Origin of the sequence: Intestinimonas sp. MSJ-38, assembly GCF_018917925.1 — a bacterium.
GTDB lineage: Bacteria > Bacillota > Clostridia > Oscillospirales > Butyricicoccaceae > Pseudobutyricicoccus.
The window spans coordinates 23,459-36,635 of sequence record NZ_JAHLPO010000010.1; the positions used below are offsets into that span (position 1 = coordinate 23,459).

Here is a 13,177-nt window from a genome sequence, read left to right on the forward strand (position 1 = left end):
TTTTTGATTTTGCTATTTGTTCAGGCTTTGGGCGAAGATGGGAGCCCATTCCTCCAAGGGCATGGTGTAACTGGGGGAGGTCTGGTAGAAGGAGACTTTCAGCACTGTTTCTCCTTTTACCATCACCAGAGTGGGGAAAATGGCGGTGTAGCCTGTGATCGAGTCCACACCCAATTCTGCGGCTGAAGGGGTGGAAAGGGCTTCGTAGTGGGAAAGGCGTCTGTCATACCGCTGCAGTTCTTTGGCCAGGAGCCGGGCCAGAAGCGGGGAAACGGTGTGGAAATACTCCACATTGATGCCGCCCTGGACGGTTTTTTTATCATTTTTCACCGTTCCTACCTGGCCAAATTCAATAAAGGAAGGGGCCAGCCAGGAAGAGCGGAGGGTGACTTCATTGCTAAAGCCCATGTCATCCAAGGTGAACTGACCCTGGGGCAGTAGGTCGGCCATAGTAGCAAAGGGCACGGGCTCTTTAAAATTCACAAGGGACACAGTATCCACTTTGTCGGTGTCCCGCTGCCAGGCCGTCATCACCAATACGATCCACACGGCCAGCAAGGTGAGAAAAACGCCTTTTGCGGTAAAATGCCGCCGGGCGGATTTTTTCCAGTCCTTGTGATGATCGACGGGCAGGCCCTCTTGCAAGCGGCGGCCCAGTTTCCGCAGATGGAAAAATTCCCGCAAGGGAGAGAAAATCGACCACAGGATCAGCAGATGGCCCAGAAGGAAAATGGGAGCGCCCAGGTAGATGGCCGAGCGGAGCACACTGCCCTTTATGGAGAAAAGGGGATAAATGACCAGCCAGAAAAAGGTGGGAAACAAAATCTGGCGCTGGCGGCGGCGCACCTTTTCCAAGGCCAGGGCCTGGACCTGGGGATCGGTGTTCAGCTCGGCGGCCTGGGGGTCGTCGGTGGCAAAGATATAGAAATCTCCCCGGTTGGCGATATACTCCCATCCGGCCAGGCGGCTCAGTTCTTCCGCTTCTTCATCGGGGCGGTCCTGATCGGAAAACAGACCGGTGGGTTGAGGGGCGGCCTCCAGACGGTAACGGCGCTGTTTTCCCTCGCCCCGGCGGAAGGAGGCAAACCCAAAGAGAAAGCCGTCTTTTTCCAGAAACAGCCCTTCTTCCGCCAGATCGGAAAGCCAGCTTTCGGTGTCTTCGATGTCGTAGGCCGGGCAAGGGGGCAGACGGTATACGGTAGAGCGTCGGCTTTTTTTCATGGCAGAAAACCTCCTTCGCTTTGGGCATCCGCCAGGCAGCGGCGCAGCCGTTCCACTTCCCCCAGATAGGCCGCCCGGCCTTTGGGGGTGATCCGGTAGGTGCGCTTGCGTCCTTCCACCTGGCTGGGGGAGAGATACCCTTCCTTTTCAAACTTGGCCAGTAGGGTGTACAGGGTGGCCGGTCCCAAACGGAAGCGGCCACCGGTCTTTTCTTCCACAAAGGCCGCCACTTCCGCCCCGCACTTTTCCTCCCGCCAAAAGGCCATGAGCACATAAAACATGGACTCGGTGAGGACTTCCAGGGATTTTTTGGGCATGGGCTTACCTCCTAATATCGTCAAACGATATCGTTTAACGACATTATAATATGTGGGGCTGGTTCTGTCAATACGGGGGCTGGATTGTAATTTTTGGGGAAAGGGAGTATAATGAAATCATATGTGCACCAGAGAAAGGAAGTGAGGCCGGTGAGCAGTTTGAAGATCCGCTTTTCCGGGGACAAGGAGTGCCGGGATAAAGAGGCCGAGGAGCTGATGAAAAAAAGCTCCCGGGCGGCGCTGAAGAAGGTGGCCCCCGATTGGCATTGTTCAGTGGATATCACATTGACCAATGATGAGGGTATCTGCCAGATCAACGGGGAGTACCGAGATAAGCCGGTGCCCACCGACATTTTGTCCTTTCCCCTGCTGGATATGGTCAATGGGGAATATGAGGGCGATCTGGAAATGGAAGTGGACCCGGATACCGGCCTGGTGCCTTTGGGAGATATGATCCTGTCGGTGGAGCGGGCCCGGGCCCAGGCGGAGGAATATGGCCATTCCTTTGACCGGGAGTGTGCTTATCTCACCGTTCACTCCATGCTCCATCTGCTGGGGTATGACCATGAGCGGGAGGAAGAGGATCGGCGTCTTATGCGGAATCTGGAAGAAGAGATCATGCAGGAGCTGGGGCTTCTGCGGGAGACAGGAGAGAATATATGATCGAAAAAACCGGCGTCTTTTCGGTGGTAGGCCGGCCCAATGTGGGCAAATCCACCCTGACCAACACCTTGTGCGGGGCCAAAGTGGCCATTGTGAGCAACAAGCCCCAAACCACCCGTAATCGGATCACCGGCGTGCTCAGCCAGGATCCTTATCAGATGGTGTTTCTGGATACCCCCGGCTTGCATAAAGCCAAAAATGCTTTGGGCGACTTTATGGTGAAGGTGGTCAACAAAACGGTGGCCGATGTGGATGCCGCTATTTTGCTGGTGGAGCCGGTGGCCCGCATCGGGATCCCGGAGCAGATGCTCATCGACCGGATCAAAGGGGAGAAGATGCCCTGCATCCTGGTGATCAACAAGATCGACACCGTGGAAAAAGAAGAATTGCTGGAAGTGATGGCGCTTTATGGGCAGGCCCACGACTTTACCGCCGTCATCCCCCTCAGCGCCCGCACCGGGGAAGGCAAGCAGGAACTGCTCCGGGAGCTGGAAAAGCTGTGTATGCCCTCTCCGGCCCTGTTTCCCGAGGAGATGATCTCCGATCAGCCGGAACGCCAGCTGGTAGCCGAGATCATTCGGGAAAAAATGCTCCAGAAGCTGGACAAGGAAGTACCTCACGGCGTGGCGGTGGAAATCGAAAAATGGCAGGAGCGGGAGGATGGTCTGGTGGCCATCAACGCGGTGATCTATTGTGAGCGAAAGAGCCACAAAGGCATTATCATCGGCAAAAGCGGGGCCATGCTCAAGGAGATCGGTTCCACAGCCCGTTTTGAGATCCAGAAGCTGCTGGATGCCAAAGTCCATCTGGAGCTGTGGGTGAAGGTCAAAGAAGACTGGCGGAACCATCCCAATCAGATCCGAAATTTCGGCTACGAGGACGAATAAAAAAGTATAGAAAAGGCCGGGCCAGTCTTCTTGGGCGCGAGAGCGCCCCGGCCGCAGGCCGTAAGGATTTTTCCGGCTGTGCCGGGAAAATCTATTGAAATGAAAGGGGCCCCGAAAAGCCTGCTTTTTGGGGAAAAGACTGGCGGAACCATTCCAATCAGATCCGAAATTTCGGCTACGAGGACGAATAAAAAAGTATAGAAAAGGCCGGGCCAGTCTTCTTGGGCGCGAGAGCGCCCCGGCCGCAGGCCGTAAGGATTTTTCCGGCTGTGCCGGGAAAATCTATTGAAATGAAAGGGGCCCCGAAAAGCCTGCTTTTTGGGGAAAAGACTGGCGGAACCATCCCAATCAGATCCGGAATTTTGGTTATGAGGATGAATAAAAAAGTATAGAAAAGGCCGGGCCAGTCTTCTTGGGCGCGAGAGCGCCCCGGCCGCAGGCCGTAAGGATTTTTCCGGCTGTGCCGGGAAAATCTATTGAAATGAAAGGGGCCCTGAAAAGCCTGCTTTTTGGGGAAAAGACTGGCGGAACCATCCCAATCAGATCCGGAATTTTGGTTATGAGGATGAATAAAAAAGCACAGTAAAGACTGGCGGAACCATCCCAATCAGATCCGGAATTTTGGTTATGAGGATGAATAAAAAAGCACAGTAAAGACTGGCGGAACCATCCCAATCAGATCCGAAATTTCGGCTACGAGGACGAATAAAGAAGCGGGGAGAAGCTTTTCGGACGCTTTTTCCGGCATGTCCATCTTTTTCCATGACTGGCGCCATTTTTCATGTGTTTTTCCCCTTCCGGGGCGGTACACTGAAAACAGGAGGGATGCCTGGTGAAGGAAGAAGAAAACTCTGTCTCCCAGCAGGCCTGGCAGCTTTTTTGCCGCACTGGCCTGCCGGAAGCCTATTTGGTTTATGTGATAGAAAAGGAGCGGGAAGAGCCGTAAAAAGGCTCTTCCCTACATAAAGATTCATGCATTTGACCACAAAAGGTCTGGTCATCCGCACGGTGGACTGGCGGGACAGCGACCGGTTGCTGACGGTGATGACCGAAGATTATGGAAAAATCACGGTAAAAGCCCCGAACATCCGGCGGAAAAGCAGCCGTATGGGCTGGGCCGGGCAGTTGTTTGCCTACTGCCAGTTTACCCTGTACGAAAAAAATGGCCGCCTCACTTTGCAGGACGCCCAGATGCTGGAGCAGTTTTTTTCCCTTTCCCGGGATCTGGACGCCCTGGCGCTGGGCTCCTATTTCTGCGAGCTGCTGGCCACCGAAGGGGAAGAAGATGTGCCGGCCCCCGGTATGCTTCGTCTGGCTCTCAACAGCCTGTATGCCCTGGCCCATCATCTGTACGACATCCGGCAGATCAAGGCGGCTTTTGAACTGCGCTTTCTGGCCATCGCCGGCTATGAGCCCGATTTGTGGAAGTGCGCCGCCTGCGGCGCCGACCCGGAAGAGCCTATGGTCAATCTGGAACTGGGGCAGCTCCACTGCGCCGCTTGCCGGGGGGCCTTTGGCCGGAGCGTCAGCGCTCCTTTGAGCAGGGCCGCTTTGCAGGCGGCCCGGTATGTGCTGCGATGCGATCTGAAAAAGCTCTTTTCCTTCCGATTGGAGGAAGGGGACCTGGAGCTGTTAGGGGCCTTTGCCGAAGCATACTGCCTCACCCGCCTGGAGCGGGGATTTCAGACGCTGGACTTTTACCGATCCCTGGGAGGGGGAACAAAAGAAATATGACGGAATTGCAGAAAAAATCCTGCCGCACTCTGGAACTGCATAAGGTTCTGGAGCTGCTGGAAAAAGAAGCGGTTTCCCCGCGGGCCAAGGAAATGGCCCGGGCGTTGGAGCCGGAAGACAATCTGGTGGGCTGCGAGCGTTTGCAGCAGCAGACGGAGGACGCTGTCCGCCTGGCGGGGATGCTGGGCAGTCCGTCCTTCTCCGGCGTACGGGATGTGTCCGCTGGATTGGAACGGGCCAAGGTGGGCGGCAGCCTGAATATGAAGGAGCTGCTGGACATCGGCGCTTTGCTGCGGGCGGCCCGCACCGGAAAAGGGTATCTGGAAAAGGATACGCAGGTGGAAACCGTTTTGGCCGATTACTTCCGCCGACTCAGCGGAAATAAATACTTAGAGGATAAAATTGAGCAATCTATCCTCTCTGAAGAAGAAATCGCCGACACAGCCAGTTCGGAACTGCGGGAGATCCGGCGGCGTATCCGCACAGCGGCCTCTCGCATCCGGGAGACGCTGAACCGGATCATCTCTTCTCCCAGCTATGCCAAGGTGCTCCAGGACACCGTGGTCACCACCCGGGGCGACCGGTATGTGGTGCCGGTGAAAGCGGAGTTCAAAGGGAGCATCCCCGGCCTGGTGCACGATGTGAGCTCCAGTGGGGCCACGGTGTTTGTGGAGCCCATGCAGGTGGTGGAGCTGAACAATACCATCCGAGAAGAGCGTTCCAAGGAGAAAAACGAGATCGACCGGATCCTGATGGAGCTGTCGGCGGAGGTGGGAGCCTTTGCAAACACCATCCAGCAGGACTATGATATTTTGTGCACCCTGGACTTTATCTTTGCCAAAGCCAAATTGGCCTATAAGATGAAGGCCTGCCGTCCCAAGCTGTTGGAAAAGGGCCAGACCCGCCTGGAGCGGGCCCGGCATCCTCTGCTGCCCCGGGAGACGGCAGTGCCCATCACCTTCACCATCGGCGGAAAGACCGATGCGGTTATCATCACCGGCCCCAACACCGGCGGCAAAACAGTGAGCCTGAAAACCCTGGGCCTGCTCACTTTGATGGCCCAGTGCGGGTTACAGCTGCCTTGCGGAGACGAGAGCACGGTGCGGGTGTGCAAAAATATTTTGGCCGACATTGGCGACGAGCAGAGCATCGAGCAGTCATTGTCCACCTTCTCCTCTCATATGAAGAATATTGTAGAGATTCTGGAAGAAGCGGGAGAAGGCAGCATGGTGCTGATGGATGAGCTGGGCGCCGGTACCGACCCGGTGGAGGGCGCGGCTCTGGCCGTGGCCATCATCGAGCATCTGCGCCAGCAGGGGGTACTGGTGGCGGCCACCACCCACTATGCCGAGCTGAAAACCTATGCTCTGGAGACCAGGGGCGTGGAAAACGCCTCCTGTGAGTTTGATGTGTCCACTCTGAAGCCCACCTATAAGCTGGTGTTCGGCATTCCGGGCAAATCCAACGCCTTTGCCATTTCCCAGCGGCTGGGGCTGAGCATGGAGATCATCCAGAAGGCCAAAAGCGGCATGGACAGCCAGAACATCCAGTTTGAAGATGTGATCCGCACCCTGGAAGAAAAGCGGCAGCAGATGGAAAACCAGCTGCAGCTGGCCCAAAGAGAGCGGCAGAAAGCACAGGAAGACAAGGAGAAAGCGGAAAAGGCCTATGCCTCCATTGAGGAGGAGCGAAAGAAGCTGCTGGAGGACGCCCGGAAACAGGCCCAGAAGCTGATCGACGAGGCCCGGAAGGCTGCCGATAACACGGTGGAGGAACTGCGCCGTCTGCGGCGGGAGCAAAGCCGCAATCCGGCAGAGGAGAATCTGTCCCAGGCCCGGGCGGTGATGATGGGCCATCTCTCCGAAGCGGAGAAAAAGGCCATCCAGAAAAAGATCAAAAAGCAGGCCGCTCCGCTGCCCCGCCCCTTGCAGAAGGGGGATGTGGTGGAGATCGTCTCCAATGGGATGCGCTGTACTGTGGTGGAGACCCCCAAACCCGGCCAGCCGGTGCAGCTGTCGGCGGGAATCATGAAGCTGACGGCCAAGGAAAAGGAATTGCAGCTGATTTCGGCAGCGCCCGCCCAGAAGAAGGAAAAGGGCAGCGTGCGCACTCAGGCGCCTTCCCAGCCTACCAGGGGAAGCAGCGAACTGGATCTGCGGGGCATGACGGCGGAAGAAGCGCTGATGGAACTGGACCGGTTTCTGGATCTGGCCTTCCGGCTGCGTTTGCCCTCGGCCACCATCATTCACGGCAAGGGCACCGGCGTGCTGCGCCAGGCCGTCCATTCCCGGCTGAAAGGAGCCCGGCAGGTGAAATCCTTCCGGCTGGGTGCCTATGGCGAAGGGGAAAATGGCGTGACCATTGTGCAGATGAACATATAAAAGAAAAAGAGGTGGGAAGAGAAAGGAACGGTGATGGGGATGCCAGGATTGGGCACGCTGATCAATATGGGGATGATTCTGGCCGGGAGCCTTGTAGGGATGCTCATCGGCAAAGGTGTGCCCGAGCGGTTCAGCAAGATCATTTTTCAGGCTCTGGGAGCGGCCACTTTCCTCATCGGGCTGTCCGGGGTGTTCACCGGTATGCTTCAGGTGGGGGAAAGCGGCACTTTGGAGAGCAGTTATACTCTCCTTCTGATCCTGTCCCTGGCTGTGGGCGGCATTGTGGGAGAGCTTTTGCGGCTGGATCGGCTGTTTGACAAGGCGGGAGAGGCCATCAAAACCCGCTTTGGCGGCAAAGCGGGTGAGCGGGATGTGGGAGCGGGCTTTGCCAACTGCACCATCCTGTTTTGTGCCGGGGCCATGGCCATTGTGGGCTCGGTGCAGGATGGGCTTTTGGGAGACCCTACCATGCTCATTGCAAAAGGAATGCTGGACGGCATTATGTCAGTGCTCTTTGCCACGGTCTATGGCCTGGGGGTGCCCCTCAGCGCCTTGTCTGTGGGCCTTTACCAGGGGGCGGTGACCCTGCTGGCCGTGCTTATCAAGCCCTATCTCACCGATCTGGTGGTGACCCAGATGTCCCTGGTGGGCAGCGCCGTTCTGATGCTCATCGCCTTCAACCTGTGGGATGTGAAAAAATTCAATGTGGCCAACCTGATCCCGGCCGCCTTTATGCCGCTGCTCTTTTCCCTTTTTCAGGGAGTGCTGGGGCGCCTTTGAGTTAGGTGTAAATGCCCCTTGCACATTCGTGACGAATCTGTTAGAATAATTACAATAGAAGCATAGAAAGCGGGGTAGCTTAAATGTTTTCCAAAGAAGTTACTGTAAACAATCAGGTGGGCCTGTATGCCAGACCGGCCACTTTCTTTATTCAGAAAGCCAATGAATTCCGCAGCACCATCATGGTGGAAAAGGAGAACCGCAAGGTCAACGCCAAGAGTCTTCTGGGCGTGCTGTCCTTGGGTATTACCAAGGGCACGGTGATCAACATTTCCGCCGAGGGCTCCGATGAAGAAGAGGCTGTCAACGCCCTGTGCACTCTGGTGGCTTCCAACTTCGGAGAATAAGCCTACATACCGGGCAATGGGCCCGGGCCGTACACGAACCCATCGCCGGCGCCGCATGAAAAACCATGCGGCGCTCGCTCTTTGTGGGCGTTTTTTCGCCGGAGGACAGGATTTATGTATGAAGAACTGAAGGAAAAAGCCCTTCTGCTCCCTCTTCTGCCTGGAGTGTATATCATGCGGGACGCAGGGGGAGAGATCATTTATATCGGCAAGGCCAAGGCGCTGAAAAACCGGGTAAGCCAGTATTTTTCCAATCTGGCCTCTCATACGCCCAAAACCTTGAAAATGGTCTCCCAGGTCCATGATTTTGAAACCATCATCACCGGCAGCGAGTTTGAAGCTTTGCTGTTGGAGTGCGCCCTGATTAAAAAACACAAGCCCAAATACAATATTCTGCTGAAAGACGACAAGGGTTATCCCTTCCTGCGCCTGTCCAAGGAGGAATATCCCCGGTTTTCCATCGTTTCCAAACCAGCGGAGGATGGGGCCCGGTACTTTGGCCCCTACGGCGGCCGCAGCGGGGCGAAAAAGGCTCTTGATACCGCGTTGCTCACCTTCAAACTGCCCACCTGCTCTTTGAAATTCCCCCGGGATATCGGCAAAAGCCGCCCCTGCCTCAATGCTCACATCGGCCGGTGCTGTGCTGTGTGTTCGGGGAAGGTGTCCAAAGGAGAGTACAACCGGCTCATCGGTCAGGTGTGCCGTCTGCTGGAGGGCAAATACCAGGGATTGGCGGAGGAATTGCGCCAGGAAATGGAGCAGGCCGCCGAAGAAATGCAATTTGAGCGGGCCGCCGCTTTGCGGGACCGGATGCGGGCCGTGGAACGGCTGGGACGGGATCAGCTGATTATCTCCGGTGCCCTTTCCGATCTGGATGTGATCGCCTGTCAGGTGCTGGGCAGCCGGGGCTGCGTGGTGATGCTCAACTACATCAGCGGCAACCTTCTGGACAAAAAGAAGGAATTTTTCGACGGCGTCACCCCAGAGGATATGGGAGACCTGCTGGAAGGGTTTATCAAGCAGTATTACACCATGACCCAGCGTTCTCCCCGGGTGGTGCTGGTGAATCAGGAGCTGGAAGATCAGGAGATGCTTTCTCAATGGCTGGGCACATTGCGGAAGGGAAAGGTCTATGTGCAAGTGCCCCAGCGGGGAGAAAAGCGGAAGCAGATGGAGCTGGCCATGGAAAATGCCCGCCAGGAGCTGGAACTTCTGGACAAGCGGGAGCAAAAGACCTCCCGCAGTTTGGAACAGCTGGCGGAGATTCTGGGCCTTCCGGCTCCTCCTCAGCGGATCGAAGGATACGACATTTCCAATCTGGCGGGAACCGGCACGGTGGCGGCCATGACGGTGATGGAAAAAGGCCGGTTTCACAAAAGTGCCTACCGTCGCTTCCAGATCAAAGAAGCGCTGGGGGGAGACGACTATGGCTCCCTGGCCGAAACCATGGACCGGCGTCTCAAACGGGCCGAAGAAGGGGACAAAGGCTTTTTGCCTCTGCCCGACCTGCTGCTCATCGACGGCGGGCAGGGCCAGGTGAACGCAGTGCACCAGGTGCTTAGGGAGCATGGACAGAACATCCCGGTGTTCGGCATGGTGAAAGATGACCATCACCGCACCCGGGCGCTGGTGGACGGCGACGGAAACGAGTTTGGCATCCGCACAAAGCCTGCGGTGTTCTCCCTGGTGGGCAATTTGCAGGAGGAGACCCACCGGTTTGCCATCGAGTATCAGAAAAATCTGCGGGGACGCAGCATGAAGGAGAGTACCCTGTCCCGCATTCCTGGCCTGGGAGAGCAGCGCATTCGGGCACTGCGGAAGAAATTCGGCACTTTGGCCGCCATCCGCCAGTGCAGTGAGGAAGAACTGGCCCAGGTTTTGCCCCGGAATGTGGCAAAACACGTGCGGGAATATTTTGACGCCCAAGGGGCGAAGGAGGAAAAACCATGAGAGTGATCACCGGCACGGCCCGGGGACGGAAGCTGGAGGCCCCCAAAGGACGCAGCACCCGGCCCACCACCGATCGGGTGAAAGAATCCATTTTCAATATCATTCAGTTTGACATCGAAGGCCGCCGGGTGCTGGACCTGTTTGCAGGTTCGGGACAAATGGGCATCGAATGTCTTTCCCGGGGCGCAGAAAGCTGTGTGTTTGTGGAAAGCGACCCCAGCGCCCAGAAGGTGGTGGAGCGTAACATTGCCGCTACCGGTTTTGAAAAATGCAGCCGTTTGATCCGGGGGGATGCCTTCGGGGTCCTGTCCGGTCTGCGGGGACAGAAATTCGGTCTGATCCTGCTGGACCCGCCCTATGGCGGTGAGCTGCTCAATCAGGCACTGCGGCAGATAGCGGAAATTGACATCCTGCAAACTGGTGGTATAATAGTATGCGAAAGTGCCCGGGAGGATTTGATCCAGCCCTTGGAGGAGCCTTACCGGGTGAAAAAGCAGTACCTCTATGGCGCCATTGCCATCACCACCTTCACCCGGGAGGAAACAAAATGAGCTTGGCCATCATCCCCGGAAGCTATGACCCGCCCACATTGGGTCATGTGGAGCTGATCCGCCGGGCGGCCCGTCTGTTTGATCGGGTTATCGCTCTGGTGATGGTCAACGACCAGAAGCAGGCTCTCTTTTCTTTGGAAGAGCGGTTTTCTTTGGTGAAGGAGAGCGTGGCGGGAATTCCCGGGGCGGAAGCCGATTTTTTCGGCGGCATGACCTACGATTATATCAGGGATCACGGGGTCGATGCCATCGTCAAGGGACTGCGCAATGCACAAGACTTTACTTATGAATGTGAGATCGCCCGGTTTAACCAGCTTCATGCCCCTCAGGCCGATACCCTGTTTCTGTATGCCGAACCCCGCTGGGATCATGTGAGTTCCAGCCGTGTGAAAGAGGCCTTTCTCGCGGGGGAGGATGTGAGTGCCTGGGTGGCGCCGCCTGTAAGGAAGGCGCTGGAAAAAAAGCTGGGCGCACAGCGTCACACCCACCGACAATGAAGATAGGGGAATGGAATAATGCCGGCAAACACAATCGATGAAATGGTAACCACGCTGTACGAAATGATCCAGGATGCAGGCGGGATCCCGCTGATGGGAGACCGGTGCGTCATTGAGCGGGAAAAGGCTTTGGATATCCTGGATGAGATCCGGGCCAATATTCCTTCTGATCTGAAAATGGCCCGGGAGATCGTGGAAAAGCGCAACGAGATGATCACTGCGGGCAAACGGGAGGCCGAAGTCATCCGCAAGCAGGCGGAAGAGCTGGCCCGGCAGAAGGTCAACGACAACGATATCACCAATGAAGCACGCCGCCGCAGCGCCGAGATCATCAATACGGCGGAAAAGCGGGCCAAAGAGCTGATGGGCGCGGCCAATGGCTACTGCGATGACGCCATGAAGCGCACCGAGGAGGCCATTGCCCAGGCTTTGGAGGAAGTGCGCTCTTCTCGGGTGAAGTTCCGTCAGGCGGCCCGGGCAGAAAGCCGGACAGCGGAAGAAGCCCCTCAGGAATAATAAAGAAACACATCGCTAGTTTGAATGGGTTTCATCTGAGCCCCCGGCACCGGATTTGTCACCGGTGCCGGGGGTGTTTTTTTGGTTTTTAAAGGTTTTGAAATATTTTTGCCAAAACAGCGGAAATGAGACATTATTTTTGGAAAATGACGGAAAGAAAACAAAATACAGGCTTTACATCATTGAAGCGATGTGATACACTATAAGTACCTTTTTGAAGGTTTTTCCCGCTTGAAATTTGGAGAAAATAAAAGACAAAGGGGACTGGGAAGATGCATGTGAGACCCAAAGAAGAAAGCATGGACGAACTGTTCCGGGCTATTTTGATGCTGAAAGATCTGGATGAGTGCCGGGCTTTTTTTGACGATCTGTGCACCGTCACCGAGCTGATGGCCATGCAGCAGCGTCTTATTGTGGCAAAGCTTTTGAAAAAAGGCTGCATTTACAGCGATATCGTGGAAAAGACCGGGGCCAGCACCGCTACCATCAGCCGTGTCAACCGGGCTCTTAGCTACGGCAAGGGCGGCTACAATATCATTCTGGAGCAGCTGGAGAAATGATCGCCTATTCCGCTTTGGCGGCGGTGTATGACGCGTTGACCGGGGATGTGCCCTATGAGCAGTGGGCCACCTTTGCTCAAAAGGCTTTTTCCAAGAGGGAAAAGCCGGTGAAGTTGGTGCTGGAGCTGGCCTGCGGCACCGGCAGTCTGACCCGGCTTTTGGGGCAGGCTGGCTATGAGATGATCGCTTGCGATCTGTCCGCTGATATGCTGGCCGTAGCCCGGGAGAAGTGCGGGGAGCTTTCCTGCCCTCCGGTATTCCTTTGCCAGGATATGTGCCAGCTGGATCTGTACGGCACCATCGACGCCGCCGTTTGCTGCTTGGACAGCGTCAATTATCTCACCGAGCTGCGACAGCTGAAACAGGCTTTCGCCCGGGTTTCCTTGTTTTTGGAACCGGGGGGCCTGTTTTTGTTTGATGTGAAAACACCGCTGGCTTTTGAGGAGATGGGCGGCCTTTCCAGTGTGGAAGAGCTGGAGGGGGCTTTTTGCGCCTGGCAGTATGGCTATGACCGGAAAAGCCATCGGGCCCAGCATCAGGTGGATGTGTTCCTTCAGGAAGAAGACGGAACCTGGAGCCGGAATACCGAGTGGCACGAGCAGCGGGCCTATACCCGTGAGCAGTTGGAGCAGGCCATCCAGCAGGCCGGATTGCGGGTGCGCCATGTCTATGGCTCATCTGGAGGGCAGCGGGTGGGAGAACAGACCCGGCGCCTCTTTTTTGTGGCGGAAAAGCCCTGATTTTTTTGCAGAAAATCACCATTCCATGGAGGA

The 13,177-nt window shown here is 56.2% G+C and carries 14 protein-coding genes; 12 read left to right on the forward strand and 2 right to left on the reverse strand.

Translation table 11 applies throughout. From position 1 onward, the window contains the following. Positions 1-12 precede the first annotated feature (12 nt). Both KQI26_RS07730 and KQI26_RS07735 read right to left on the reverse strand, forming a co-directional pair. Positions 13-1,221 (reverse strand): DUF2812 domain-containing protein, encoded by a 1,209-nt coding sequence (locus KQI26_RS07730; protein WP_216503969.1) that lies wholly within the window; start codon positions 1,219-1,221, stop codon positions 13-15. Then, positions 1,218-1,538: a PadR family transcriptional regulator gene (locus KQI26_RS07735; protein ID WP_216503970.1), complete on the reverse strand. Its 321-nt coding sequence runs from the start codon at positions 1,536-1,538 to the stop codon at positions 1,218-1,220. The genes KQI26_RS07730 and KQI26_RS07735 overlap by 4 nt, the downstream gene beginning before the upstream one ends. A 150-nt stretch (positions 1,539-1,688) precedes the next feature. On the opposite strand from KQI26_RS07735, the gene ybeY reads away from it, so the two are divergent. The 12 genes from ybeY to KQI26_RS07795 all read left to right on the forward strand — a co-directional run bounded on the left by ybeY (position 1,689) and on the right by KQI26_RS07795 (position 13,144). Next, positions 1,689-2,201, forward strand: coding sequence for an rRNA maturation RNase YbeY (gene ybeY / locus KQI26_RS07740; RefSeq protein ID WP_371744107.1), 513 nt, complete (start codon positions 1,689-1,691; stop codon positions 2,199-2,201). Next, the gene (gene era / locus KQI26_RS07745; RefSeq protein ID WP_216503971.1) at positions 2,198-3,088 is read left to right on the forward strand and encodes a GTPase Era; all 891 of its coding nucleotides are present in this window, start codon (positions 2,198-2,200) and stop codon (positions 3,086-3,088) included. The genes ybeY and era overlap by 4 nt, the downstream gene beginning before the upstream one ends. Positions 3,089-4,066: 978 nt before the next feature. Next, positions 4,067-4,822, forward strand: a complete 756-nt coding sequence (gene recO, locus KQI26_RS07750) for a DNA repair protein RecO (RefSeq protein ID WP_216503972.1) — start codon at positions 4,067-4,069, stop codon at positions 4,820-4,822. Beyond that, a complete protein-coding gene (locus KQI26_RS07755) occupies positions 4,819-7,203 on the forward strand; it encodes an endonuclease MutS2 (protein ID WP_216503973.1) in 2,385 nt (794 codons plus the stop codon). The genes recO and KQI26_RS07755 overlap by 4 nt, the downstream gene beginning before the upstream one ends. Positions 7,204-7,242: 39 nt before the next feature. Then, positions 7,243-7,983 carry a DUF554 domain-containing protein gene (locus tag KQI26_RS07760; RefSeq protein ID WP_177613857.1) on the forward strand — a complete coding sequence of 247 codons (741 nt, stop codon included), beginning with the start codon at positions 7,243-7,245 and terminating at the stop codon, positions 7,981-7,983. Between the two features lie 83 nt (positions 7,984-8,066). Then, on the forward strand, positions 8,067-8,330 hold the full coding sequence (locus KQI26_RS07765; protein ID WP_118426203.1) for an HPr family phosphocarrier protein: 264 nt from the start codon (positions 8,067-8,069) through the stop codon (positions 8,328-8,330). 114 nt (positions 8,331-8,444) lie between these two features. After that, positions 8,445-10,280, forward strand: a complete 1,836-nt coding sequence (uvrC, locus tag KQI26_RS07770) for an excinuclease ABC subunit UvrC (protein ID WP_216503974.1) — start codon at positions 8,445-8,447, stop codon at positions 10,278-10,280. Further along, positions 10,277-10,831 carry a 16S rRNA (guanine(966)-N(2))-methyltransferase RsmD gene (rsmD, locus tag KQI26_RS07775; protein WP_216503975.1) on the forward strand — a complete coding sequence of 185 codons (555 nt, stop codon included), beginning with the start codon at positions 10,277-10,279 and terminating at the stop codon, positions 10,829-10,831. Before uvrC ends, rsmD begins: the two co-directional genes overlap by 4 nt. Then, positions 10,828-11,328 (forward strand): pantetheine-phosphate adenylyltransferase, encoded by a 501-nt coding sequence (gene coaD, locus KQI26_RS07780; RefSeq protein WP_216503976.1) that lies wholly within the window; start codon positions 10,828-10,830, stop codon positions 11,326-11,328. Before rsmD ends, coaD begins: the two co-directional genes overlap by 4 nt. Positions 11,329-11,346: 18 nt before the next feature. Further along, positions 11,347-11,844: a hypothetical protein gene (locus KQI26_RS07785; RefSeq protein ID WP_118746927.1), complete on the forward strand. Its 498-nt coding sequence runs from the start codon at positions 11,347-11,349 to the stop codon at positions 11,842-11,844. Positions 11,845-12,116: 272 nt separating this feature from the next. Continuing rightward, the gene (locus KQI26_RS07790; protein ID WP_118426198.1) at positions 12,117-12,404 is read left to right on the forward strand and encodes a YerC/YecD family TrpR-related protein; all 288 of its coding nucleotides are present in this window, start codon (positions 12,117-12,119) and stop codon (positions 12,402-12,404) included. After that, positions 12,401-13,144, forward strand: a complete 744-nt coding sequence (locus tag KQI26_RS07795; RefSeq protein WP_216503977.1) for a class I SAM-dependent methyltransferase — start codon at positions 12,401-12,403, stop codon at positions 13,142-13,144. The genes KQI26_RS07790 and KQI26_RS07795 overlap by 4 nt, the downstream gene beginning before the upstream one ends. Positions 13,145-13,177: the final 33 nt, after the last annotated feature.

Bases quoted from the DNA above. Each gene is read 5' to 3' on its own strand.
- KQI26_RS07730 (WP_216503969.1), bottom strand. From the start codon at position 1,221: ATGAAAAAAAGCCGACGCTCTACCGTATACCGTCTGCCCCCTTGCCCG.
- KQI26_RS07735 (WP_216503970.1), bottom strand. From the start codon at position 1,538: ATGCCCAAAAAATCCCTGGAAGTCCTCACCGAGTCCATGTTTTATGTG.
- era (WP_216503971.1), top strand. From the start codon at position 2,198: ATGATCGAAAAAACCGGCGTCTTTTCGGTGGTAGGCCGGCCCAATGTG.
- KQI26_RS07755 (WP_216503973.1), top strand. From the start codon at position 4,819: ATGACGGAATTGCAGAAAAAATCCTGCCGCACTCTGGAACTGCATAAG.
- KQI26_RS07760 (WP_177613857.1), top strand. From the start codon at position 7,243: ATGCCAGGATTGGGCACGCTGATCAATATGGGGATGATTCTGGCCGGG.
- KQI26_RS07765 (WP_118426203.1), top strand. From the start codon at position 8,067: ATGTTTTCCAAAGAAGTTACTGTAAACAATCAGGTGGGCCTGTATGCC.
- uvrC (WP_216503974.1), top strand. From the start codon at position 8,445: ATGTATGAAGAACTGAAGGAAAAAGCCCTTCTGCTCCCTCTTCTGCCT.
- rsmD (WP_216503975.1), top strand. From the start codon at position 10,277: ATGAGAGTGATCACCGGCACGGCCCGGGGACGGAAGCTGGAGGCCCCC.
- coaD (WP_216503976.1), top strand. From the start codon at position 10,828: ATGAGCTTGGCCATCATCCCCGGAAGCTATGACCCGCCCACATTGGGT.
- KQI26_RS07785 (WP_118746927.1), top strand. From the start codon at position 11,347: ATGCCGGCAAACACAATCGATGAAATGGTAACCACGCTGTACGAAATG.
- KQI26_RS07790 (WP_118426198.1), top strand. From the start codon at position 12,117: ATGCATGTGAGACCCAAAGAAGAAAGCATGGACGAACTGTTCCGGGCT.
- KQI26_RS07795 (WP_216503977.1), top strand. From the start codon at position 12,401: ATGATCGCCTATTCCGCTTTGGCGGCGGTGTATGACGCGTTGACCGGG.